The sequence below is a fragment of the Streptomyces sp. NPDC044106 genome (assembly GCF_056433985.1).
In genome coordinates, this window is the sequence record NZ_JBWKFZ010000006.1 from 77,494 (window position 1) to 101,151 (window position 23,658).

The following is a 23,658-nucleotide window of genomic DNA, read 5'->3' on the forward strand; positions in this document are numbered from 1 at the left end:
CGCCCGCCGTTGGAGATGGGGGAACTCCCCAAACTCCCCACCGCCCCCGGCCAAACCGGCTCGGGGGCGTCTGGGCAGCACAGGGCTACGTCGTTCAATGGCGCGGTTGTGCTCCCGCGCGCCGCTGCGCGGGCTGGAATCCCAGGCGGTGGAACGGGAAGGGTTCGCACTTCACGGTGTGAATGTCCGGGTCGCGGAACCACTGGAACGGGAAGCTGGGCGCGCGCACTTCCAGGGCGATGACGGCCCGGTGGTGTCCCTCGAAGACGAATACGAAGCCGTCCCGCTCACGGACACCCAGGAGCAGCGGTTTCAAGATTCCCTGCTCGGGGATGGAGGCCCGAAGCTCTGCCAGCGTCCGGCGGTCCCGCCCGTGCCGCTCGTGGTAGCGGCGTGCATCGGCCCACGAAGAGAATTCCGCGGGCCGGACCAGACCAGTGCGAAGTACCGAGGTCCGCATGCGGCCAGTCCAACGCCGCATGCCGGCATGTGCGGCCATGCGGTTCAGCCCTCCCGCACGCTGCGACGGGTGGGCTCCGCCTTCGTCAGGGACCGCGCAAGCGCGAGCCCTGAGGCGGTGAGTGTCTGCCGGTCGACCAGGTCAGACGCGTACAGGCTCATCAGCGCGTCGGCGTTCTTCGTCGACACCTTGTGGTCCTCGCGCTGAGCAGCGCGTACGAGGATGCGCTGTTGCGGGTAGGGCATCTCAAGCATGGTGAACTCCCAACGATCTCGGATCCGGTTCCTCTCAACCCCGTTCGTACGGGCCGCTCCGCAAAGCGTCCGGACGGGCGGGGCGAGCAACCGGCGCGGCGCTATCCGCCGCGCGTCGGTAGAAGGCGACCGGTTGGCCGCAGCCCTCGGGCTTGCGGACCGGGGATGGAACGGCGCCGCCATGCCGGTCAAATCACGGCTGCGCCCATCGCTTTCGTCGATTCACTTCCACTCCTTCAGACGGCTGAACAGGGGATACGCACTGCAAGGGGGATCAAGTCCCCACTCTCCGGCCGTTGCTCGCGGTCACCGGGCCACCTCGCCAGTCAGGCCTAAGCCCTGATTTCTGGCCTTTAGCGGGATTGCAGCGTCCCCGCCCTCTGCCTTGCGCACCGTGGAGCGGAAGTGAAGCCGCCATCTGGTGCGCACCAGTAGAGAAGCATCTGGTGCGCACCAGAGTCAAGGGCTAGCGTTGGTTGGTGCCGCGCTTGGCCTCCCCGGTGCATCTCTAGAAGACCGTTCGAGGTGGGGAGTCCGGTAGCCAACAGGCCTTAACTTCCGTCCTGTTAACCCCTGTTGACCTGCGGCGATGTAAGGCATCCTGGGAAGGTCAGTGCATGGACCTATTGCCGGACGGTGGCCTGTGAGCACAGGACTTCGGAGCGCGCGAACGGCGCAGGGCTGGTCTCAGGAGCGGTTGGTTCGCGAGATCGAGCAGTACGCCCGGCAGCGCGTCACCGACGTTGCGTCGACCGCGAGTTTGCGCGTGTACGTGTCCGAGTGGGAGAACGGGAAGCGCACCATCTCGGACCGCTATGCAGTGATCCTCCGGCAACTTCTCGGCGCCACGGATGCGGAGTTGCGGGGCGCCCCGCTTGCGGTAGTGGCACCATCCGTCGACGGGTACGACGACCTTCTGAGCCGGATCGACTCGGCAGGCGGCGTCAGCGAATCCATGGTGAAGGCGTTCAACGACCAGACGGAGTTACTGCGGACCATGGATCGCCAGATGGGCGCGTCTGGTCTCGTAGATCAGATGGCGGGGCACCTCTCCGCCCTGGAAGACGCGTTGAATTTCACTGTGCTCCCCAGCGCGCGTCGTCCCGTGGCGCTCGCGCTCGCGGGGGCGTCAACTCTGGCGGCATGGCAGGCGATTGACTCCGGGGCAGTCGAACGCGCCTGGCGTCATTACGAGCTCGCAAAACGGGCTGCGCGCGACGCTGAGGCTCCGATGTACCTCGCTCACGCGATGGCGGAGCAGGCGTACGTACTGTGCGAGGCTGGCCGGCCGTCCCTCGGGGTCGAGTTGGTCCGCGAAGCTCAACGGACCCTTGCCCGGGACGGGTCCCCCCGTCTCAGAGCATGGCTGTACGCGGCTGAAGCCGAGATGTGCGCCCACGCCGGGTTGTCTGATGACTGCCGACGAGCGCTCGATGCGGCCGGGGCCAGCATTCCGTCCGGATCCGGGGACCGAGACCCGGACATGCTGAGCATCTTCCTGAATGGCGCGCACCTCACTCGATGGCGAGGCAATGTCCTTGCCCTACTGGGCGACAGTGAGGCAGTGACCAGCCTGTACGACGCCTTGGAGGCCGTGGACCCAACCTTCGTCCGCGCGAAAGGCGGGCTCCACACCGATCTCGCGCAGGCTCACTTGGTGCGAGCGGAGTACGACGACGCCAATACCCACCTGAGGCAAGCGCGACTGCTGGCCAGCCGCACAGGCTCAGTGAGGCAGCGTCGCCGCGTCGACCTCCTCAGCGCTCGGCTGTAGCCCCGGCCGACCGCGGTTCGACAGGATGTGGAGCAGGGCAACGAGGGTGCCGGATCCCATTAGTTCGCCACGGGCCATCAGGCCTGGAATGTCCGCGAGCGGAACCCACTCGATGTGTCCGGCCTCTTCCAGGTCCGTCGGGGAGCCGACCTGTTCTGGGTTGCGGCCTATGAAAATCTCGTGGGGCGAATCGACCATGCCCACCATGGGCTGATAGGTGACGACGTGCTCCACTTTCTCCGGTCGCCAGCCGGTCTCTTCTTCGACTTCCCGAAGTGCCGTGGCCTCAGGGTCCTCTCCGTCGTCCACGATGCCGCCCGGCAGCTCCCAGCCCCACTGCTGCGGGACGAAGCGATACCGCCACATCATCAAGACGCGGTCCTGGTCGTCCAGAACCGCGGTGACGGCCACGTGATGCAACTTCACCACGTGATGCTCGAAGCGCTTCAGGCCGGGCGGCTCCACGTCCCAGAGTTGGAGCTTGACCCAACGGTTGTCGTAGAGGTCCCGCTCACCGTGGATGCGCCACGGCTCCAAGCCCTCAGGCGCCTTGACGCTCACACCCCCCGGCACCCGATAGGAACTCCGGCCATAGACCTCCAACGCGCCCTCGGACACGAGTCGGGCCAGCACTTGGCGAAGGGCGGTACGGCGGATGTCCAGCTCTTCGTCTTCTTCGAGCTTCCGTTCCGAGGGGATCTTCTCGCCGGCGGGATACTCGCCAGAGGCGATCCGAGCAAGGATCTTCTTGTAAGCCTTCGTCGACTTCGGTCCCATCCGTGGAGCACTCTCCGTTCTCAGGTGGTGCACACCAGCGTACTGGGAGAGGGGCACGGTGCCTCCAGTCGTAGACGGGATGGGACCCCGGAGAGTTCAAGATCAGGACGACATATGGGCTGGGGTTGGTACCCCTCCGTCCGCGGTCGGCAAAGTACCTGGTCACGCCGGGCGCCGACGGTCGATCTTGTGTGGACTGTCCGGTCCTCTTACCTTGCACGTCAAGGGCGTCGACGGTCGATCTTGTGTGGACTGTCCGGTCCTCTTACCTTGCACGTCAAGGGCGTCGACGGCTTGTCACCGCGTGGCCTCGTCCACGGAGTCCAGCACCGCATCCCACGGGAGCTCTCGCCCCGATGGCGCTTCTCGCGGCTCGTACAGCGGCCATACGTCAGGTCCGTAGACGAGTTGCACACCGGCTTGGCGCAAGGCTTCGATGTGGCGGCGCCACGCGGGGTGGCGCGCATGCGCCGCGTTCACGCGCGGGAAGACAACGACCGGTAGCCCGATGGTCCCGATGGCCTCGCCCACCTGCGTTAGGGCTTGATTGTCCATGAGGCCGCTCGCGAGCTTCGCGACCATGTTGGCTGACGCTGGAGCCACGACGTAGCAATCAACGGCCGGGTACGGTCGAGCCTCGCAAGGAGACGCGGTTCGTCGCGGACAGGGAGACCGGTCAGCTTCTCTAGCCGCTCGGCCTCGCCATTCAGCCGTAGCCAGGTTCCCGCCATGGGCGTCAGCGTCACAGCCGTCTGCCACCCCACGGTCCATCGCCGGTTCGACAAGCCCTGTGCGGATCGATTCGGAGGACAGTAATCCACGGATGTAAACCCAGAAGAAGGATGCGAAAGCGTGAGTTGACGGCGCCCACTGTGGGAGCGGACAGGCGTGTAAGGCGCCACGCCCCTCAACTCCAAGCCTTAAACTTTTAAGGGCGCGAAACCTTTAGGGCGAGTTCTGTGTGGAATTAGCAGCCAGTTTACCGATTCGGGTGAATAGGGGGTAGTCGGTTAAGTCGCCCCGTTCGATGCAGCATGCTAACGATCGCGAAATTACCTCCTCGGCCACGAGGTTGCGATCCCGGATGTACGGTTTAATGATCCACGATATCAGCTTGCAAAGGTCATGCCCGTGCACAAAGTGGCGGGCATCTTCAGGGAGGGATTCGCGAAAAAACTCCACGCTCTCCTCGATCTCTCTTCTGTCCCCTGCTGCGGAATTCTTGTTCAATAGCTTGTCGAGGTACTTTTCACGATCGAAATTGCCGCCCTTTTTCGGGTCGCCGCAGCAGTTCGCTGGATCGATGTAGGAAAGGCTCAATGAGAGTGAAGTGGCGGCGAGCCGGATCAGGTAGACCTCTCGCATTGCCGACTCTACCTTAGACATAAAGTCTTCGACTCTAAGTGGAATCGCATTGTGCAGAGAGAGCCGCAGATACTTGCGAAGGACTTTCAAGTTCCAGCAGTAGGATTCAAGACAAGAGAAATCTGTTTTGGCAAGAAATCGAGAGGGCCGTGTCACGCGGCCCAAAAGGTGATCAAAGTCGGCGTCAATAATACAGAGGACGGAATGCTGCATGTCCGTATTGTCGAGTATCCTTTCAAGTTCATTCGCGAGCGCTACAACCCTCCCTCTTGCGCCGACCAATTCACCAACTTGCGAGACTAGGGAAGACGGAATGTCGACGTCCCCGACCTCCCAAACTCGCACGTGCTCCTCGCTGCCGTCGAGAACGTGCTCGATAAGAACCCGGTCGGTCCTACCTTCAACGAAGAAGTCGACTAATTGGGGCTCGAACTCGTACAGCGCCGCGAACTCATGAATGCGGCGACGGGGGATGGAATCTGTCATTAATTCCTCGTTCATCCCTTGAGTTTGACAACTTGCTCGCGATGAGCTGCCAGTAGTTCAATCGAGTGACTAGCGAGGATCAGCTGAATTTCGCTATCTTTCGCGCACCCTAGCAGGGAGTCCACCAGCGAGCGTTGCCATTTAACGTTTAGCGAGATTTCTGGTTCGTCGATGACGAAGATGGTCGGACTTTCGCGGGCTGAGATGATGTTGCAGAACAGGGTCAGTAGCTGGCTCTCTCCCGAGGAGAGAGCTTCTGGAGCCAGCGACTGCTCATCGTCTGTGAAAATGGTGAGCCCGCTCTTTATGTCGAACTTAACGAACTTCTCCCTGAAGAATTGGTTTAGGGTGTTGACGAAGAAGGAAAGGACGCGGTGTGTCGGTTCGAGGGCGTCCAAGCGTGCAGCCGTGCCATCGAGATAGGGCTTTAGAATTCCCGACACCAACGGGAAGTCTGCGTCACGCACTTCCGGGAGATCACGTAGCAAGGCTTCAGTGTCAACAGCGGGATGTAGGCCAAATCGAGATTGGTCCGCGCTTCTCCGTCCATTAATTTCGATCATGTGCAGCAGTTGCTGTCGAGACGTCGATCCGTCGTCATCGGGAGTTGATGTACGGGGCGTGAAGGCCAGATGCTTCACCACCTCGGCGTAGATGCTATTCGCGCTAGCCGAGCCTTCGCTAGCCCCTTGGAGGGCCTGCTGGCGAGCCCAATGGGAGACGCGCGCCATGGCAGGTTTCAGTTGTGGATACCTCGTAGGATTATCGCGCCCTTCTCTGGCGAGTTCCACTTCGGCAAGGTATCGATAGCGAGAAAGTGTCGCCTCTTTCTCGCTCTCCTCGTCTTCTTGGACGAAATCACTATTAAGGGTCCTGTCGTCTGACAGATAGTACGACCTGAGGGGGATCGCGTGCGCGATCATTCTGACCAGTTTTTCCTGGGCGTCAGTTTTGGCTGTACCGCGGTGAGGAACGGCACCCTTATCGTTCACGATGAATGCCGCTCGATGAGACGTCTCGTCTGGGAGTGCAAGAAAGAGCTCGTAGCTTCCAGCGCTCGCCGCCTTGCGCTTCGCTTGGACAGTGAATCCATTGGAAAAATCAATGCGGAAATTTTTGAAACTCGTCCTAGCCACAACTGTCTTGTGTCCCCGTCCAGGTTCAGGAGACAGTAGATTATGGATCATTTGCAGGATGGTGGTCTTGCCCGTGCCGTTGTCTCCGTAAAGGATTGCGAGGCTGGAATCAAAATCCAGCTCGTAGTCGTATCGACCGAAGAGTCCTTCGACTGACACTTTCGTGATGGCGATATTTTTCTGTGCGCCATCAAGACGACGCGACTCCTGCATGGTCTATTCCTGCCCCACTGTTGTGTGCGGCTCCACTTGAGCCGGGCGGTTGTTGTTGGTCAAGCTACTCTTTGTCACTACGCCTCGGCGCTCAGTATGGAGCAGAGCCTTCGTTCATGGGAGCTGTGCACGGCATCGTTTCGGGCGGTGCTGGCGCGGTGCTTAACGCCTGGGGCTGACAGCGCCGGGCAAGTCCCGCGGTGCGCCTGATGTGGACGAGACGTGGACGGCGAACTGTCTGCGGAGACAGTCGCTGGGTATCGACGCAGGTCAGCAGCACAGAAGCGGCAAATGGATGTCGGGACTGTAAATCTGCCGATTCGGCCTTCGGATGCTGGCGTCTCTGCATGTAGGAGCCCCGTCTCCGGCCTGCGCACCGTTCGGAGAGGGGGCTCCTCCGGCCTGAAGTCATGAACCTCGTCTACGCTGCCGCGCTGTACGTCTCGGCCGTGAGGCGCTGGTGGATTGCGCCGGCCAGGGCTCGCCCAAGTCCGACGGGTACGGCGTTGCCAATCTGGCGAGCTATTTCGATCTTCGATCCGCACCAGCGGTAGCTGTCAGGGAAGCCCTGGATGAGGGCAGCTTCGTAGTGCGTGATGGGGCGGTGCTCGGTGGGGTGGAGGTAGCGGCCCTTCTCGGGCTTGTAGAACTCCGTCCGGATGGTGACCGAGGGCCGGTCGATATGGAGACGTCCCATCACGTCCCCGCTGCCCCTCGTGTGCCTGTCCCAGCTCTCAGTGCCCAAATACAAGCGCGGGTCGTAGTCGGCGTACTTGCCGGTAAGGTCTCGGCGGTTACCACCGGGCGGGATGGCTCTGTACCGGGCGAGCGACAGGGGCTCCGGCTTGCGCCCAATGTGCAGCTCAGGAGTGAGGTACGGGCCTGGAACTGTCTCGCCACTGACACTGATGCCCCGGTCGTCGGGAAGCTGCGTGCCCGCAATCGGCAGTTTCGCTGATCTGTAGAAGATCTCTTCCACGGTGACCCAGGAGCCGAGAACGGGCTCGCCTCCGAACAGGACCATTTCCTTGAGCATGTTCGGCTTTTGGGCGTGCGTGGGCTGCGGGTGCTTGATGGGCTCCCCCAAGTCCGTGCGCGTACCGATGACGATGGTGCGCCTGCGCCGCTGGGGCACTCCATAGTCCGCTGCGTTGAGGACACCGGTGCAGAGCTCGTAGTCGCTCAGCAGCCCATCAGGCCGGATCTCAGCTTGCATGAGCGCGTGCTCCGGGCTGTTGGAAAACCGGTCGACGTTTTCCATGATGAACACCCTGGGCCTGACGGCCTGCACGATCCGCAGGTACTGCTCCCACATCGTGTTGCGCTCGTCATCACGGCCTCCGTGGCCCAGCGCGGAGAAGCCCTGGCAAGGAGGGCCACCTGCGATCACGTCCACACGGCCTATGAACTCTCCGGGGTCAAACTTGGTGATGTCACCGATGAAAAGGGAGTCCGGGTTGTGGTTGACCCTGTAGGTGGCTGCTGGGGCCTTGTCGTGCTCGACGGCTGCGACGGACCGGAATCGGGGCAGCCTGGGGTCCAGTCCGTCCGTACACGAGCGGAAGCCTTCGGTGAAGCCCCCGCAGCCTGCGAACAGGTCCATCACCGTGAACGGTGCCGGTCCGGACTGGGATGCGTGGTCGCCAAGCGTCATACGCTGGATCATAAGGAGCAGCACTGACAACGGTCCTGTGCAGCAGGGATGTTGCTCAGGCATCCGCCCCCCGGGCGTGCAGGCCGTCGTGTCAGTGCGGCGTGCTAGACGTACTGGCATGACTCTGCCTGCCGCCCCCGAACCACACATCGCCTTTGCCGACCTGACCACCGCTGACCTGGTCGTGGACGCCCTGTACGCCGGCGGGGCCAACGGCAACTCCGGCGATGACCCCATCGCCCGACTGATCAAGGGCGTAGGCAACCAAGGCGGCTTCCGCTACAGGGGCTCCCCCGCTAAGAAGAGCGTCCGCCTGGCAGTGCTCTACACCACCGGGGCGGACGTGGACTGGCCTGATCATCTGGACATGGAGACCGGCACGTTCACCTACTACGGGGACAACAAGCGGCCCGGCCAGGATCTGCACGGCACCTCTCGCGGGGGCAACGTCCTGCTGCGCGACGCCTTCGAAGCCTCACACGGCAGTGAGACAGACCGACGCAACGGCGTTCCGCCCTTCCTGCTCTTCGAGAAGGCAGGCGGCTCCGGGCGTTCGGTGCGGTTCCGCGGCCTGCTCGCCCCCGGCGGGCCCGCGCTGTCCCCGGATGACGAACTAGCCGCCATCTGGCGCTCCACATCCGGCGAGCGCTTCCAGAATTACCGGGCCCGCTTCACCGTGCTCGACCACGCCCGCATCAGCCGCAGCTGGATCCAGCACATCCTCGACGGTGGTAACCCCCTGCACGGCAACTGCCCGCCATCCTGGAGCCGGTGGGTTAAGGGCCGCGCCTACACGCCTCTGCTCGCGCCCGCGACGACCGTCATTCGCTCGAAGGACAATCAGCTGCCGGACACCCGTGACGGCCAGGCCATCCTGGAAGCCATCCGGGAGCACTTCCGCGGCCGGGAAAGCGACTTCGAGGCCTGCGCGGTCGCCATCTGGCGCCTGGTCGCACCGCGGACCGGAGCCTGTGACGTCACCCGTCCTAGCCGCGACGGCGGCCGCGACGCTGTGGGCCAGTACATCCTCGGCCCGGCCGCCAACACCATCAGCATCGACTTCGCCCTCGAAGCCAAGTGCTATGCGGCGACCACGTCCGTAGGAGTCAGGGAGGTCTCCCGCCTCATCTCCCGCATCCGGCACCGCAACTTCGGCGTTCTCGTGACCACTTCCTACTTCCACAAGCAGGTCCAGGAAGAGGTGCACGAAGACGGCCACCCAATCGCTCTCATCAGCGGCAGGGACATCGTGGACGTGCTGCGGCAGCACGGCCACACAACCACCAATTCCGTTCAGGGTTGGCTGGACCAGAATTTCCCCAATGGAAATGGTCAAATTTAGCGGCGCAAGTTTCCCGAAGGTTTGAATTTAACGAACCCCACCAAGACGCCACCAATCTGCAGCCCATAGGCATTTCCTCTACAGCTCAAAGACTATTTCTCCCCTGGCAGCCTCCCGGAGACGGGTGCGTGCGACCGGGCCTCATCGAGCAATCGGTGCACCTCTTCTTTAAGCAGCCCGTCCCTTTTTCGTCGCTGGGTGAGTGCCGCAGAAGAGCCATCGCCACGCCAGCTGCTATTTGGCTGCCCCAAGGGAACAGCGAGAGAAAATTGTTCACGGACGGGCAGTTCGAAATACCCTAGTTTTTCAAGTGCGTCAGCAACTTGGGCATAGTCGCTGTACTTGTGGTACTTTTTTGGGTCACTCCTATAAGCCTCGACACGGTCTATTGCGGAATGCTCGTCGCGCAACAAGTGGATCATAGCTTGACGTCGATAGCGGACAGCCCCAGGCGAGCGGTTAAGAGCGCGTGCGACCTCCTCATACGTTTCTTCCGGCATAGCGAGAATTACTGTGAGTGTGGCGAGCACAGTCCATCGCTTGCGGAACTGGCTTGCAGTGTTGATCTCTACATCTTCCGCAAGCTTTTCCCAGAAATCGCGCTTTTCCGCCGGAACGAGACGAAGAGCATCTGGGTTAACTTGCAGGCGACGTCTTGGAGTGCTCGCGACGACCTCCCCTTGCGTCTCACTCACTGGCTCTTCTTCCGAGAAGTGGGAAGGGCAGGCAGCCGGTCATTGGCGAAGTCATCGAGTGACTGCACAGCGTCGTAAAGGCGCTTAATGACGTCACCCTTGTCCCCGGCATCGATCTCACTAATCGACTGCAAGTCGACCTCACGGAGACTGCGCACGGCACTTTCTACAGCTTCAACGGACCTGAACAGACCTTTGACTGGATCGGCCTGAGCCTTCTTGATTTTTTCGTTCCGGACACGCTCCTGGTCGCGCCGCAACTTTACGACGCTCTTGACGTGCGCTTCGAGTTCCCGCGGGTCTGCGACGATGAGCTTGTTCTCCTGCTCGGCCACTTCCCGGGCCACCCGAAGTTGCTCCTCCGGCTTCATACGCCAAGCACGCTTCTCAGGCGACGAGAACTCCGCGAGAACTCGGATGTGCCCCTCGGAAAATTTTTCCGGGTGGGCTGAGATCACGTCGAGTACTACTTGATCGATGGCAAGGTACTTCATCGCTTCCGCCACCGACTGCGCTGTTTCCCCTTCGAAGCAAGCTGCAACCTGCTCGACGGTCATGTCATACTGCTGAATCAGGGCTTCGAACATCCGCGCTCGCTCTACAGGAATGAGTGGCTCAGCCATATTCGCCGCGTACAGATGCTGCTGAATTAGCAGATCTTTGTTCTTTTTCTGGCCGGAAGGGATACGGTAGATGTTTGCCCGCAGTGTTTTCAGGCCTCCGCGCCGCGCTGCCTGATAGCGACGGTGCCCGTTGATGAGTTCGAGCTTCCCCGAGGGGGAATCATCGTCCTGAAGAAGGGACACGGCATGAATCTGTCCGTGCTCCTTAATGCTCTTCGCCAGATCATCCAGGCGCTGCTCTACTGTTTCCCGACGAACCTTCTGGGGGGATTCCTCGATATCTCCGAGCGGGACATGTCGACCGGTCTCGATCGCTTCTAGAGCCATGATGAAACTCTCCAAAATGGATTGGGATTTCCTCAGCTGGGCGGCGTGAGGTTCTCGCCACCCTCTTGAGTGATGCGTTCCGCAAGCAGCTGGGACGCCCGAATAACACCGGCGATGTACGGTCCTGAGCTGCCGGTGTAAATCCGCAGCAGTTGGTCTTTCGGCATCCCGGCATACCGCACCAAGGCATGTTCCGCTCGCTGCATCACGTCCGGACCGCCGCACCGATCTACTTCACTCCCGGTCCGCTCGCCCACACGGCGGCTGCCCCGAAGCCCTGCTGCCCGCTCTCTGAGCCTCCGTACGGACAGCCGCTCCTCTGCCGCCGCTATCAGCAAGGGAACGCGAAGGTGTTCCTGCTGCCCTGCGACGGCTTCCAGATGCGTGATCCGGAGGTGGCCAAGCATCTCGGCCCCGATCTCTTTTCGATCAGCCGGCGTGATCGCTCGTGACAGCCACGCGAGCTTGGAGGCCCAGACACGAGTGATCCCCAGCTGGGCCGCCACGGCCGACCATGGAGACGCCGGCGCTCAGTCGCTCGTTGATGGCGTCGCCGATCGTGAGGTGTGCCTCTGCAGGGGCCGTAACTGTCATACGTACGACGATAGGGACTGAGTAAGCGCCGGACGAGACTTTTGCAAAATTTAGTATTCCCAGGTCACAGGCCTAGCCGCACTCATGAGACCGTCCCGGGGGCGCACTTGTAAGCGTCGATAAGTGTCGAGTCGCCGGGGGCAGTGCTCTCCGGGCGGGTTCGTCCGGCGCAACATTCCGCACACGCGAATCGGCAGAAAGCGTGCACACCCGTAAGCCCCTAGAGGTCGCCCAGGGAACACGCGGCACCGCTCGTTTCGTGTCGCGCACCAGTGCGCCCGTGAACTTGAACCCCAGCGTCCTCGTTTGCCTCAGGCAGGACAGGGTCGTGGAAGGAACTCTTCCGGTGAATACACGGTGATGTGTCAGATAGAGACGCCCCGTGCGCCGCTCAACCGCACGTCATAGCTCTGATGGCCCGAAAGAAGAGCAGCCTCTTCTAAGCGCTTGGCCGCAGGTTCGAGTCCTGCCGGGGGCGCAAACAGCCCCTCACCTGCAGAAACGCGTGAGGGGCTCTTTCATGTCCGGATGCACATCGCTCCGACAGCAAGCGCCTTCGCCTGGCCGCGATCGCGGGACCGACCAAGCTCGCGCCGACAAACCCCGCGCCATGGCGACAACGTCCCTCGTCGGCGGACCACGGTCGAAACACGATGTAGCACCGGGTAGCACACCTCCGTTATCGTGGACAGCATGACAGCGCAGCCGGAGATCACTCAGCGCGATCTGCGCACCCGCTCCAAAGAGATCATGGATGCCGTCCAGGGAGGACAGGCGTTCACCGTCACGCGCGACGGACACCTTCTCGGCGAGCTGATCCCGCTCCGCCGCCGTCGCCGCTTCGTTCCCCGTGCCGAGTTCGCGGCCATGTCACGCACCGCCCCTGACATTTCCACGGACGCCTTCCGCGACGACCAGGACGCCCTCGTCGAGCAGGAGTTGGACGACCCATATGCCCGTTGAGCACGAGCAGGGGCTGCTCGATACCAACATCATGATCCTGCGCAAGTGGATCGACACCGACGAGTTGCCCGCCGAGATGGCCATCAGTGCCATCACCCTCGCGGAACTCTCAGCGGGCCCCCATCAGGTACGCGGCAGCGACGAGCAGAGTGCCTACGACGAACATGCCGAGCGGGCGCGCCGCACGGACGTCCTGCAGCGCGCCGAGAACGAATTCGATCCAATCCCCTTCGACGTGGAGGCGGCCCGAATCTACGGCAGGATCTGCGCCGCCGTCGTCTCCGCAGGCCGCAAGCCCCGTCGCCGTGTGGCCGACCTGATGATCGCCGCCACCGCAGCCGCCGAGGAGCTCCCCCTCTTCACCACCAACCCCGACGACTTCAAGGGCCTCGACGACTTGATCACCATCGTGCCCGTAACCAGGCCCGAGATCCTGCACGACCGGTAGCACCGAACATGAGTGACCGCTCGGCCCGTGATGAGCCGAACAGTTCACCCTCGCGCTCAACCGGCAGGTGGACCTGCCGGTTGAAGACATGAAACTGGGCACGCTGGCCACGCACTACGGCGTACCGCAGACCCAGGCGCACGACGCGCTGGACGACACCCGGGTGCTTGCCGGGATCTTCCGCGCCACGCTGCGGGAGGCGGCCCTGCTCGACCTGCCGCTGCCATTGGTGGCCTGCCCGCCGCGGCAGGACTCGCAGTTCTCGCCCAAGCCGCCGAAGACGCCCTGCGCGTACCGCAATCCGGGACGACTGCGGCCCGGCGGCCCGCTCCTCCAGGGCATGAAGATAGCCATCACCGGGGAGACCGAGACCTCGCGCGCGGAGCTGGTGGCGCGGTCGGTCGCGGCCGGGCTGAACATGGTGTCCTCGGTCAGTCGGCACACCAGCGCGCTGGTCACCAACGACTCCTCGTCCGGGTCGGCCAAGGCCCGGCGGGCCACCGCCGAGGGCGTGCCGGTCATCGACGAGCCCGCCTTCCTCCAGTTGCTCGGCGACGTACAGGCCGGGGCGCTCCACCAGACGCCCGCACCGGAGGCCGCCGCCCCGGCGCCGGAGGAGGCTGTTCCCGCGCCGGAGGCGGTTGTTCCGGCCCCCCGCCCGCCGGAGCCCGAAGCACCCAAGTCGGCGGACAAGCCGCTGGCCGGGCAGCGGGTGCTCGTCCTGGGCGGTACGCACGCCGACGCGGTCGCAGCCCGTACCCGCGTCGTCGATCTTGGCGGCTCCGCCGCCGTCAACCTCTCGTGCAGCGTCACCGACGTCGTCGTCCTGGCCGGAGGCGAGTACGACCGCCGGCGGCGCAGGATCGCGGACCTGGGACTCCCCCTGCACGACGAGCACTGGCTCAGCGACCCAACTGCCGATACGGGTAGGCCAAATGGGGCAACAGGCGGCAAGGCGCCGACCACGGCGAGGCCGCCCGCTCCGCACGTACTGCCGCGCGGCGGTGTCATCGACATGCCCGCACCGCCGTCCGGAGCTCCCGCGTCCCCATGGCACATCACCGCGAGCTGGGCCCCACAGGGCCTCTCCGAGATCGACATCGTCGCGTTCGCGCTCGACGGGGACGATCAGGTCACCTTCGACGAGGACTTCGTGTTCTACGGCGCCCCGGAGAACCCCGCGGGCACGGTGCGACTCCTCACCGACGGCCCCGCCGAACAGGCCATCACCATCGACCTCGCTTCGCTCCCGCCCGCCTCACGCAAAGTCGTCATCGCGGCCGCCATCGACGGGGACGCGACCTTCGGCGACGTCGGTGCGGTCCAGGTGGCTGCCGCGCCGGACGGCAGTGCCGCAGCACTGGCACAGGCCACCATGGACGCGGCCACCAGCGAACGCACCCTGCTCCTCGCCGAGATCTACCGCCGCGGCTCGGTCTGGCGCTTCCGCGCCGTCGGACAGGGCTACGACCACGGGCTCGGTGAACTCGCACGAATGTACGGCGTCGATATCGACGACTGACCAGTCCGGTGACTCGCTCAATACGATCTCCGTTGCCTGCGCGAGGAGTTCCGCACGGAGTACGTCGGCCCTGCCCCGGCGGGCGAAGCGGTCCTGATGGGCACGGGCAACTTGGTGCTCGGTCATGCCTTCGGGAATCGGGTGGCCCAGGTTTCCTCCTCCAGGAGGAGCCCGTTGGCCAGGTAGCTGATGGTTCGGTACCAGCCGATCAGTACGAGGAGTTCGATGAGCTGAGCGTCCGCGTAGTGAACGCTCAGGGCGTCCCAGGCGGTCTGTGAGAGCTGGGTCGTGTCGTGCAGTTCGTCGACTGCGTCGATCAGTGCCGCATGGTGCGGCGGCCATGCGGCACTGGCTGACGTATCGGTTTCGGTGGTCGCCCGTAACTGTTCCGGGCCAAGTCCGGCCTGCTGGGCGAGAGTCGCGGCGTGCACGCCCCATTCGTAGGCACAGTCGGCACGCGCGGTCACGCGGGCGATGACGATCTCGCGGTCGATGGCGGGGAGGAGTCCATGGCCCAGCAGTCCGGCGCCCAGGGAGAACATTCGTGAGGCTAGTTCCGGGTTGCGGTGGAGTACTCGGAACAGTGCGAGTGGCTCGTACGGCACGTCAGGGGGCATCCACCGGCGAAGCGCCTGGTCGATGGAGGCGGGATAGGGCGGATTGAGCGGTTCGATGCGCGGCATGCGGCACCTCCTGCTTCGGTTTCCGAATCAGTGTGACGCTTCGAATACCGAAGCACAAGGGGTGGGCGCGGAAGCCGGAGCGCCGCCTGCTCGCCCTGCAGGCGGAGGGCTACCACCTCACCCAACGGGCCGCCCCAGCGCTATCGCAGGCTGGGGTCCGAGAGTGCCGCCGCGGCGGCGCGGGCGAAGCCTTCCGGGTTGTCCAGCATGATGTTGTGGCCGCAGTCCGGGACCGGGACCACGGCCACCCCGGCTTCGCTGAGCGCATCGGCGCCCGGGAGCGGGCCGTCGGCCTCGGGCAGCAAGTAGGTGCGGGGGACCTTCAGGTTCAGCAGAAGCTCACGCATGGTGGGGGCGGTGCCGCGGGTGAGGTGCACCGCGCTGCGATGCAGGGCTTCCCGGCCCGCCAGGCGCATCGTGGACCACCAGTGGGAACCGGCCCGGTCTCGCACCTCTTCCCAGCCGCCCGCCAAGAACTCCTCCTCGGAGTACGCGGCGATGCCGCTGCTGCCCACGGCGCCGGGTACGGGCGGGATCGGGTCGAGGTTGGCGTCGACCAGGACCAGGCGGGAGACCAGCCCCGGGTGCCGGGCTGCCAGGACGATGGCCACCGAGCCACCCATGCTGTGCGCGATCAGCTCGGCGCCCGTGACACCCGCGCCGGTCAGGGCCGCAGCGAGGGCGTCGGCGTGGGACTCCAGGGTGTAGTCGAAGTCCGTCGGCCGGTCGCTGATGCCGTGACCGAGCAAGTCGATCAGCAGCGAACGGCGTCCGCCGAGCAGAGGATGAACCGCAACCTCCGCGAAGTAGGCCGGCGACGTGGCGCCCAGCCCGTGGACGTAGACGCGGGACGGCTCCTGTCCCGGCAGCTCGACCCAGCGGATCTGGCCGCCCTCGGGCGTCACGGCGGCGTTGCGCACAGTCTGCTCCCTGCACTCCGGATCGACGAGGGGGACGAGAGTGCCACCGTATCTTCTCAGTGCAGTTGCTCGGCCAGGCCGATGATGATGCCCTCCGGGCCGCGGACGTAGCAGAGCAGGTAGCTGTCCTCGAAGCGGGCGATCTCGCCGAGGAGTTCGGCGCCGTGCGGGATCAGGCGGGTGACGGTGGCCTTGATGTCGTCGACGGCGAACATGACGCGGTGCGTGCCCAGGATGTTGTGCGGCTGGTTGCGCGGGCCTGCGCCGGTCGCCCGGGGGCTGCGGTACTTCGCCAGTTCGAGCCTGCTGTGGCCGTCCGGGGTCCGGACCATCGCGATGTCGCAGCGGACGCCGTCGAGTCCCGTGCACTGGTCGGCCACGAGGCCCTCGACCTGCGTCCTGCCCTCCAGCTCCATACCGAGTTCCACGAAGAACGCGACGGCGGCGTCCAGGTCCTCGACGACGATGCCGACGTTGTCCATCCGCTGAATCGCCATGATGGCTTCTCCTTCTTCCTGGCGCGTTTTCGCGCAGTTTTGCACCCTTTTGCGCCTGCTTGCGCGGCCGATCTTGGCCGCTGTTGCCCCTGGGACGGAGCCAGTGTGGCGTTCTCGACATCCGCGGGATGCCGAACCTCGTATAGCGGTTCGGGCAGGGGAGGGGCAGGGGCAGAGGGCTCCGGTCGCCTGACGGGCCCGGCAGAGTGCGCCTCGCCTCGCCCCGGCCGGGAACTTCGCGTCCCGCCCGGTAGTTGACCAGGTGAAGCCGGTGGCGCCACCGGCTTCACCACCGCCCACCCCGCCCGCCCCCTCCTACCAGCCCCACCCCTCACCCTCACTCCCCGTAAAGCGCCTCGATCTCGGCCGCGTAAGCGGCGTTCACCGCATGCCGTTTGATCTTCAGGGACGGGGTGAGCAGGCCGTTGTCCTCGGTGAACTCGCCGCCGACGATCGCGAACCTGCGGATCGACTCGGCCCTGGACACCGCCGAGTTGGCGTGGTCCACGGCCTTCTGGACCGCTGCCGTCATTTCCGGGTCGCGGGCGAGGTCCGCGAGCGGCGTGTCCTTGGGGCGTCCGCGTACGGCGAGCCAGTGGTCGACGGCCTCGGGGTCGAGGGTGACCAGCGCGGCGACGTACGAACGGTTGTCCCCCACGACGATGCACTGGCCGACCGGCGCCCGGCTGCGCAGCCGGTCCTCCAGGACGGCGGGCGAGACGTTCTTGCCGCCGGACGTGACGATGATGTCCTTCTTGCGGCCGGTGATGGTGAGGTAGCCGTCGGCGTCGAGCGCGCCGAGATCACCGGTGGCGAACCAGTCGTCGGTGAGGGCGGCGTCCGTCGCGGCCGGGTTGTTCCAGTACGAGTTGAAGACGATGCCGCCCTTGATCAGTACCTCCCCGTCGTCCGCGATGCGCACGGCCGTGCCGGGTATGGGCAGTCCGACGGTGCCGGGGCGCGGCCGGAGCGGCGGGATGATGGTGGCGGCGGCCGAGGTCTCCGTCAGGCCGTACCCCTCGTAGATGATGATTCCGGCGGCGTAGAAGAAGAGGTTGAGGTCGCGGTCCAGGGGCGAGCCGCCGCTGATCGCGTAGCGCATGCGGCCGCCGACCTCCTTGCGGATGCGGCGGTAGACGAGCAGTTCGTACAGCGCCCAGCCGGCACGTAGGCCGAGGGAGGGGCCCGGGCCTCTGCTGTCCAGGAACTTGTTGAGGTAGGCCTCCCCGAAGCGCACCGCTACGCGTTCCGCGCGGTCGAAGGAGGCGCCGCGGCCGATCTTCTCCGCGGTCGCCCGGCCGGTGTCGTGGATCTTCTCGAAGAGGTACGGGACGCCGACGACGAACGTCGGCCTGAACGCGCGCAGTTCCGGCCGGAGTTCGTCGGGCTTGATGCTCGGGCAGTGGCCGAGTTCTATGCGGGCGAGCATGCAGGCGATCTGGATGGTGCGGCCCATGATGTGGGCGAGCGGCAGGAAGAGGAGCGTGCCGGCGGTCTGCCCGGTGATCTCCTTGAAGATGGGGTGCAGGAGTTCGACGGTGTTGGCGGCCTCCGCGTGGAGGTTGCCGTGGGTGAGGACGCAGCCTTTGGGGCGGCCCGTGGTGCCGGAGGTGTAGCAGATGGTAGCGAGTGAGTTCGGGGAGAGCGCGGCCCTGCGTTTGGTCACTTCCTCTTCGGACAACTCGCTTCCCAACGCCGCCAGTTCGGCCATGGCGCCTCCGTCGAGGTGGCGTACGCGCGGCGGGTCGGCGTGGCCGGCCACGGCTTCCTCCGCCGTCGCCGCGTTCTCGGCGGTCTCCGCGATGAGCAGGCGGGCGCCGGAGTCCCGGACGATCCACTCGATCTGCTCGGCCGACGAGGTGGCGTAGACGGGCACGGTCTGGCCGCCCGCCGCCCAGATCGCGAAGTCGAGGACCGCCCACTCGTAGCGGGTGCGTGACATCAGCGCGACCCGGCCGCCGGGTTCGAGGCCGTCCGCGATGAGGCCCTTGGCGATCTCGGTGACCTCGCGCGCGAAGGCGGCGGCGGTGACGGGCAGCCACCGGCCGCCCTCTTTGCGGCGCAGCACGACGGCGTCGGGGGCTTCGGCGGCGTTGGTGAAGGGGATGTCGGCGGTGCTTCCGGTGGTGGCCCGGGGGACGAGCGGGGCGGTGCGGACCTCGCGCACGGTGCCGTGTTCGTCCCTGATGAGTTCGGTCTCGGCGCGGTCGGCGAGGCCGCCGCGGCGTCGCGCCCTTCTCAGATCCTTGCGTACGCCCATGACGGCTCCCCGGCTTCGCTTCCCGTTCCCAGCTGATGTGCAGGCGATCGGCGCGTACTTACTCGGGGGTCAACTTACCGACACGTAAGGAAAATTCAATGGGGCGGACAGGAAGAGTCGGCATCCTCGCCGCCGCCCGGCGCGTGCCTCCAGGCCTCGCCCTCCAGGACCCGGCCCATGCCCACCCACACCATGTTCATGAGGCGCAGGGTCACGCCCTCCGGAGACTGGCCGGGGTGGCCCGCCATCCAGTCCGTCAGCGAATCCGCCGCACCCACCAGAGCGTGCGCCACGAAGTCCGCGTCATCGTCACGGAGTTTGGCGTCGGGGCCGCTCTCCGCGATGCCCGCCCGCACCAGCCCCGCCACCTCCGCCATCACCGCGCGCCGCGCTCCGGCGACCGCCGCCGCGATCGTCTCGCTCAGCTCCGAGGCCTGGCGGTGCAGCACCACCCAGCTGTCGCGGTGCTCGGCGACGAAGGTGAAGAACGCCAGAAGCCCGTCGTGCAGGCGGAGTTCGGGCGCCGCGCCGCTCGTCGTCGCCGCGCCCTGGAACGCGCCGACCAAACGGTCCGCCTCGCGGCGCAGGCAGGCGAGGAAGAGGCCCTCCTTGGATTCGAGGTAGAGGTAGACCATCGGCTTGGAGATTCCGGCGAGTTCGGCGATCTCGTCCACCGAGGCGCCGTGGTAGCCACGCTTGGCGAAGACGCGCACCGCCACGTCGACGATCTGCCGCTCGCGCTCGCGGCGCGGCACCCGGCGCCTGCGCGGTGCCGGAACCCCCTGCGCCCCGGGCGCCCCCGGCGCTCCCGGCATCTCCGGCGCCCCCGACGGCTCGGGCGCCCCCTCCGAGTTGCCACCCACCCTTGTCAGCCTCCCGGCTCCGACTTACCTTACTCTTTAGTAAGTTTACCGTAGAGTAAGGAGCTTGCCGTGGCGGACGACATCAGCAGGATCGCCGACCTCGACTTCGCCAGTGTCACGCCCGAGGAGTTCGCCCGGCTCGTGAAGGGGCTCTCCGGCAAGGAGATCGCGGAGATCGCCCGCGACGGCGCGCTGCGCACCCGCGTCCTCGACGAGGTCTTCGGGCGTATGGAGCGGCAGTTCAAGCCGGACGCGGCGGGCTCGCTGAAGGCCCTCATCCGCTGGAAGATCACGGGCAGCGGTGGCAACGAGGACGCGGTGTACGAGACGGAGATCGCCGACGGCACCTGCGTCGTGCGCGAGGGCCGCTCGGACGCCGAGCCGCGGGTCACGCTCATCATGGCCGACCCCGAGTTCCTCAAGCTCGTCTCCGGGAACGCCAGCCCCGTTACGCTCTTCATGCTGCGCAAGGTCAGGATCGCGGGCGATGTGGCCCTCGCGGCCGGGCTCACCCGGTACTTCGACATTCCCAAGGCCTGAGGAGCCCGCCATGGCCTTCTCCCTCGAACCGACCGAGGAACAGCGGGACCTGCGCGCGTGGGTGCACGGCTTCGCGGCCGGAGTGGTGCGGCCCGCCGCCGCCGAGTGGGACGAGCGCGAGGAGACCCCGTGGCCCGTCATCCAGGAGGCGGCGAGGATCGGGCTCTACGGCTTCGAGTCGCTGGCCGATCTCTTCGGGGACCCCTCCGGGCTCTCCCTCCAGATCGCCAACGAGGAGCTGTTCTGGGGTGACGCGGGGATCGGGATGGCGCTCTTCGGCACGTCGCTCGCGGTCGCCGGGATCTTCTCCGCGGGCACGCCGGACCAGCTGGCCGAGTGGGTGCCGCAGTGCTTCGGGGACGCGGACGCGCCCGAGGTCGCGGCGTTCTGCGTCTCCGAGCCCCAGGCCGGTTCCGACGTGTCCGCCCTGCGAACGCGCGCGACGTACGACGCGGCGCGCGACGAGTGGACGCTGACCGGCCAGAAGGCGTGGATCACCAACGGCGGCATCGCGAACGTCCACGTCGTCGTGGCGTCCGTCGACTCCTCGCTCGGCGTGCGGGGCCAGGCGGCGTTCGTCGTGCCGCCGGGGACGCGCGGACTCGAAGGGGGCCGCAAGATCCGGAAGCTGGGGCTTCGCGCCTCGCACACCGCGGATGTGTTCCTGGACGACGTGCGGGTGCCGGGGCACTGCCTGCTGGGCGGCAAGGAGCGGCTCGACGCGCGGCTGGCGCGAGCGCGGGAGGGTGGTCACGGCCGAGAGGGGCAGGGGCGGGGGCAGGCCGCCATGGCCACGTTCGAGGTCAGCAGGCCCACGGTGGGCGCGCAGGCACTCGGGATCGCACGGGCCGCGTACGAGTACGCCCTGGAGTACGCGGGCGAGCGCGTCGCCTTCGGGCGGCCCGTCATCGAGAACCAGTCCATCGCGTTCGCCCTCGCCGACCTGCGGACCGAGATCGAGGCGGTGCGGCTGCTGATCTGGCAGGCCGCGTGGATGGCTCGCACCGACAAGGTCTTCGACGCGGCCCAGGGCTCGATGTCCAAGCTGCGCGCCGGTGAACTGGCGGTGGCGGCGAGTGAGAAGGCGGTACAGGTGCTCGGCGGCGCGGGGTACAGCCGGGAGCATCCGGTGGAGCGGATGTACCGGGACGCGAAGATCTACACGATCTTCGAGGGGACCAGCGAGATCCAGCGGCTCGTGATCGCGCGGGCGATCTCGGGGCGGCACATCCGCTAGCCGCGGGGGCCGGTGCCCCTCGCACCGGGGACTGCTCCCCTTTTGACCCAAGGCTCTCAAGGCCTCATTGACCTGCGCCGATGTAGGGGTAATGACGACCTCTGCGTACTCATCCGTCCGTGGTACCGAAGCCGTCGCCGGGGCCTCTCCGGGAGCGGCCGACGGAAGATTCGGCCGATGGCGGGCGCACGCGCGCCTCGCCGCCTGTCTGCTGCCCGCTCTCGTCATCGCCTTCGCCGGGTTCCAGCGGCGGTGGATGTCCGACGACGGGTACATCTACGTACGCACCGTCCGCCAGGTCCTCGCGGGGAACGGGCCCGTCTTCAACCCCGGGGAACGCGCCGAGTCGTCCACCGGCACGCTGTGGCAGTGGCTGCTCGTGGTGGGTGGGGCGCCGGGGTTCGATGTGGCGACGGTGGCGATGTACGGGGGGCTGCTGCTGACCGCCGCCGGGTTCGCGCTCGCCGGGGCGGGGGCCCTGCGGGTGTGGGGCGGGGGCGGTTTCGTGGCGCCGTACCGGGGCGGTTTCGCAGTGCCGAGCCGAGGCGGTTCCGTGGCGCCGTGCGAGGGCGGTTTCGTCGCGCCGTGCGGGGCGCTCGTGCTGCTCGCGCTGCCGCCCGTCTGGGACTTCGCGACGTCCGGCCTGGAGACGGGGCTCGCGACCTGCTGGATCGCCGGGGCCTGGCTCGCGCTGCTGGCACGCCCGCGCTCCCTGCCGACCTGCGCGCTGCTCGGCCTCGGTCCGCTCGTCCGGCCCGACCTCGCGCTGGTGTCGGTGGTCTTCCTCGCCGCGCAGTGGGCGACGGCCCGCCCTTCGTGGCGCCGGGTGCTCGCGGGGGCCGGGGTCGCGGGTGCGCTGCCCGTCGCGTACGAGATCTTCCGCATGGGCTACTACGGGCATCTGGTGCCGCTGCCCGGCGTCACCAAGGAGGCGTCGCGGAGCCTGTGGGAACGGGGGTTCGACTACCTCGGGGACTTCACGGAGCCGTACGCGCTGTGGCTGCCGCTCCTTGCGATCGCCGTCTGTGCCGTGGCCCGCGGACTGGCCCCCGTCCTGGCCCCCGCCCAAGTCCCCGCCCCGGCCTCCGCCGCCGACCGGACCGGAATGAACGTTCCGCCACCCGCTCCCCCGCGCGCTCCCACGCTCCCCGCCGCGCTCGCTCCCGTGCTCGCGGGGCTGTTGTGCTGGGTGTACGTCATCAAGGTGGGCGGCGACTTCATGCACGGGCGGATGTTCCTGCCGGGGCTGCTCCTGATGCTGCTGCCCGTCTTCCTCGTGCCCCTCACCCGCGTGTGGGGCATCGTCGCCGTCGGGGTCGGCGTGTGGGCCGTGGTGTGCGCGAGCGCGCTGCGTATTCCGTACGAGGGGAGGATCGGTCCTGCCGGGGTCGCGGACGAACGAGGCGTGTACGTACGCCAGAACGCCGCCCCGCACCCCCTCCACCACCGCTTCGCAGGCTCCCCCGGCAACGCCAACTACCTGCGCGCGGTGCGCGAGGCCGCCCGCTCCGGCGAGCCCACCCTCCTGATCGCCTGGGCACCGATCCGCGCCAACTCCCCGTCCGTCACCGGCGTCTACAACACCCTCGGCCTCAACGGCACCGCCGTCCCGCTGGACGGTGCCGCGCTCGACCCGATCGGCCTCGCCTATCCGCTGGCCGCCCACTCCGAGCCCTTCCGGGGGCGGGTCGGCCACGACAAGCGGTTGCCCGACGAGTGGATCGTGGCCGACCGTGGTACGCGTCGGGGCGCCGTGGACCGGGGGCTCGACCCCGCCCGGGTCGGGGCCGCGCGCCGGGCGCTGCGTTGCGGTCCGCTCGCGGAGCTGCGGGCGGCCACGCACGCGCCGATGACGGCGGGGCGTTTCTGGCGGAATCTGACGGGGGCCGTGGAGCGCACGTCGTTCCGCTTTCCCAACGATCCGGTGCTGGCGGAGAGGAAGTTGTGCGGGCCGCGGGGGTGAGGGGACGGCTGCGGAGGGGACCGGTTCCCGGCGCGTACGGGGCTCTTGCGCCCTGAGCGGTC

Annotated in this window: 22 protein-coding genes and 1 pseudogene; 9 read left to right on the forward strand and 14 right to left on the reverse strand. The window is 66.3% G+C overall.

Going from position 1 to position 23,658, the window contains the following annotated elements; translation table 11 throughout:
- Window positions 1-94: 94 nt before the first annotated feature.
- A complete protein-coding gene (locus tag AC07DI_RS12055; RefSeq protein WP_478904073.1) occupies window positions 95-499 on the reverse strand; it encodes a hypothetical protein in 405 nt (134 codons plus the stop codon).
- Between the two features lie 5 nt (window positions 500-504).
- Window positions 505-714: a hypothetical protein gene (locus AC07DI_RS12060; RefSeq protein ID WP_478904074.1), complete on the reverse strand. Its 210-nt coding sequence runs from the start codon at window positions 712-714 to the stop codon at window positions 505-507.
- 766 nt (window positions 715-1,480) lie between these two features.
- Between AC07DI_RS12060 and AC07DI_RS12065 the strand changes: the two genes are divergently transcribed.
- Window positions 1,481-2,488: an XRE family transcriptional regulator gene (locus AC07DI_RS12065; protein WP_478904449.1), complete on the forward strand. Its 1,008-nt coding sequence runs from the start codon at window positions 1,481-1,483 to the stop codon at window positions 2,486-2,488.
- On the opposite strand, the gene AC07DI_RS12070 is transcribed toward AC07DI_RS12065, so the two are convergent.
- The 5 genes from AC07DI_RS12070 to AC07DI_RS12090 all read right to left on the reverse strand — a co-directional run bounded on the left by AC07DI_RS12070 (window position 2,441) and on the right by AC07DI_RS12090 (window position 8,119).
- Window positions 2,441-3,265, reverse strand: coding sequence for an NUDIX domain-containing protein (locus tag AC07DI_RS12070; RefSeq protein ID WP_478904076.1), 825 nt, complete (start codon window positions 3,263-3,265; stop codon window positions 2,441-2,443). The genes AC07DI_RS12065 and AC07DI_RS12070 overlap by 48 nt on opposite strands.
- Before the next feature lie 297 nt (window positions 3,266-3,562).
- Window positions 3,563-3,847, reverse strand: coding sequence for a flavoprotein (locus tag AC07DI_RS12075; protein ID WP_478904077.1), 285 nt, complete (start codon window positions 3,845-3,847; stop codon window positions 3,563-3,565).
- A 363-nt stretch (window positions 3,848-4,210) separates the two neighbouring features.
- Window positions 4,211-5,131 (reverse strand): DUF4435 domain-containing protein, encoded by a 921-nt coding sequence (locus AC07DI_RS12080; protein ID WP_478904078.1) that lies wholly within the window; start codon window positions 5,129-5,131, stop codon window positions 4,211-4,213.
- Window positions 5,128-6,465: an AAA family ATPase gene (locus AC07DI_RS12085; RefSeq protein WP_478904080.1), complete on the reverse strand. Its 1,338-nt coding sequence runs from the start codon at window positions 6,463-6,465 to the stop codon at window positions 5,128-5,130. Before AC07DI_RS12085 ends, AC07DI_RS12080 begins: the two co-directional genes overlap by 4 nt.
- A gap of 421 nt (window positions 6,466-6,886) precedes the next feature.
- A complete protein-coding gene (locus tag AC07DI_RS12090; protein WP_478904082.1) occupies window positions 6,887-8,119 on the reverse strand; it encodes a DNA cytosine methyltransferase in 1,233 nt (410 codons plus the stop codon).
- Between the two features lie 118 nt (window positions 8,120-8,237).
- On the opposite strand from AC07DI_RS12090, the gene AC07DI_RS12095 reads away from it, so the two are divergent.
- Window positions 8,238-9,461, forward strand: a complete 1,224-nt coding sequence (locus tag AC07DI_RS12095; protein WP_478904084.1) for a restriction endonuclease — start codon at window positions 8,238-8,240, stop codon at window positions 9,459-9,461.
- A 92-nt stretch (window positions 9,462-9,553) separates the two neighbouring features.
- Here AC07DI_RS12095 and AC07DI_RS12100 read toward each other — a convergent pair whose 3' ends face one another.
- Both AC07DI_RS12100 and AC07DI_RS12105 read right to left on the reverse strand, forming a co-directional pair.
- Window positions 9,554-10,156 (reverse strand): hypothetical protein, encoded by a 603-nt coding sequence (locus AC07DI_RS12100; RefSeq protein WP_478904086.1) that lies wholly within the window; start codon window positions 10,154-10,156, stop codon window positions 9,554-9,556.
- Window positions 10,153-11,106: a ParB/RepB/Spo0J family partition protein gene (locus tag AC07DI_RS12105; protein ID WP_478904088.1), complete on the reverse strand. Its 954-nt coding sequence runs from the start codon at window positions 11,104-11,106 to the stop codon at window positions 10,153-10,155. Before AC07DI_RS12105 ends, AC07DI_RS12100 begins: the two co-directional genes overlap by 4 nt.
- 188 nt (window positions 11,107-11,294) lie before the next feature.
- On the opposite strand from AC07DI_RS12105, the gene AC07DI_RS12110 reads away from it, so the two are divergent.
- From AC07DI_RS12110 to AC07DI_RS12125, 4 genes and pseudogenes are all read left to right on the forward strand, one after another.
- Window positions 11,295-11,558, forward strand: coding sequence for a hypothetical protein (locus tag AC07DI_RS12110; protein WP_478904089.1), 264 nt, complete (start codon window positions 11,295-11,297; stop codon window positions 11,556-11,558).
- An 835-nt stretch (window positions 11,559-12,393) separates the two neighbouring features.
- The gene (locus tag AC07DI_RS12115) at window positions 12,394-12,663 is read left to right on the forward strand and encodes a type II toxin-antitoxin system Phd/YefM family antitoxin (protein ID WP_384259273.1); all 270 of its coding nucleotides are present in this window, start codon (window positions 12,394-12,396) and stop codon (window positions 12,661-12,663) included.
- Window positions 12,653-13,111 (forward strand): PIN domain-containing protein, encoded by a 459-nt coding sequence (locus tag AC07DI_RS12120; protein ID WP_478904090.1) that lies wholly within the window; start codon window positions 12,653-12,655, stop codon window positions 13,109-13,111. Before AC07DI_RS12115 ends, AC07DI_RS12120 begins: the two co-directional genes overlap by 11 nt.
- Window positions 13,112-13,157: 46 nt before the next feature.
- A pseudogene (locus tag AC07DI_RS12125) lies at window positions 13,158-14,633 on the forward strand (TerD family protein); the annotation flags it as partial.
- Window positions 14,634-14,755: 122 nt separating this feature from the next.
- Here the strand turns inward: AC07DI_RS12125 and AC07DI_RS12130 are convergent.
- The 5 genes from AC07DI_RS12130 to AC07DI_RS12150 form a co-directional block, all read right to left on the reverse strand.
- The gene (locus AC07DI_RS12130) at window positions 14,756-15,316 is read right to left on the reverse strand and encodes a carboxymuconolactone decarboxylase family protein (protein ID WP_478904092.1); all 561 of its coding nucleotides are present in this window, start codon (window positions 15,314-15,316) and stop codon (window positions 14,756-14,758) included.
- 140 nt (window positions 15,317-15,456) lie between these two features.
- On the reverse strand, window positions 15,457-16,236 hold the full coding sequence (locus tag AC07DI_RS12135; RefSeq protein ID WP_478904094.1) for an alpha/beta fold hydrolase: 780 nt from the start codon (window positions 16,234-16,236) through the stop codon (window positions 15,457-15,459).
- Window positions 16,237-16,292: 56 nt separating this feature from the next.
- The gene (locus AC07DI_RS12140; RefSeq protein WP_478904096.1) at window positions 16,293-16,733 is read right to left on the reverse strand and encodes a VOC family protein; all 441 of its coding nucleotides are present in this window, start codon (window positions 16,731-16,733) and stop codon (window positions 16,293-16,295) included.
- Window positions 16,734-17,070: 337 nt separating this feature from the next.
- On the reverse strand, window positions 17,071-18,993 hold the full coding sequence (locus tag AC07DI_RS12145; protein ID WP_478904097.1) for an AMP-dependent synthetase/ligase: 1,923 nt from the start codon (window positions 18,991-18,993) through the stop codon (window positions 17,071-17,073).
- A 95-nt stretch (window positions 18,994-19,088) separates the two neighbouring features.
- Window positions 19,089-19,808: a TetR/AcrR family transcriptional regulator gene (locus AC07DI_RS12150; RefSeq protein WP_478904451.1), complete on the reverse strand. Its 720-nt coding sequence runs from the start codon at window positions 19,806-19,808 to the stop codon at window positions 19,089-19,091.
- Between the two features lie 117 nt (window positions 19,809-19,925).
- Between AC07DI_RS12150 and AC07DI_RS12155 the strand changes: the two genes are divergently transcribed.
- The 3 genes from AC07DI_RS12155 to AC07DI_RS12165 all read left to right on the forward strand — a co-directional run bounded on the left by AC07DI_RS12155 (window position 19,926) and on the right by AC07DI_RS12165 (window position 23,596).
- The gene (locus AC07DI_RS12155; protein WP_478904098.1) at window positions 19,926-20,396 is read left to right on the forward strand and encodes an SCP2 sterol-binding domain-containing protein; all 471 of its coding nucleotides are present in this window, start codon (window positions 19,926-19,928) and stop codon (window positions 20,394-20,396) included.
- Window positions 20,397-20,406: 10 nt separating this feature from the next.
- Window positions 20,407-21,633, forward strand: coding sequence for an acyl-CoA dehydrogenase family protein (locus AC07DI_RS12160; RefSeq protein WP_478904099.1), 1,227 nt, complete (start codon window positions 20,407-20,409; stop codon window positions 21,631-21,633).
- 91 nt (window positions 21,634-21,724) lie between these two features.
- A complete protein-coding gene (locus AC07DI_RS12165; protein ID WP_478904101.1) occupies window positions 21,725-23,596 on the forward strand; it encodes an arabinofuranosyltransferase AftB family protein in 1,872 nt (623 codons plus the stop codon).
- The last annotated feature ends 62 nt before the right edge of the window (window positions 23,597-23,658 follow it).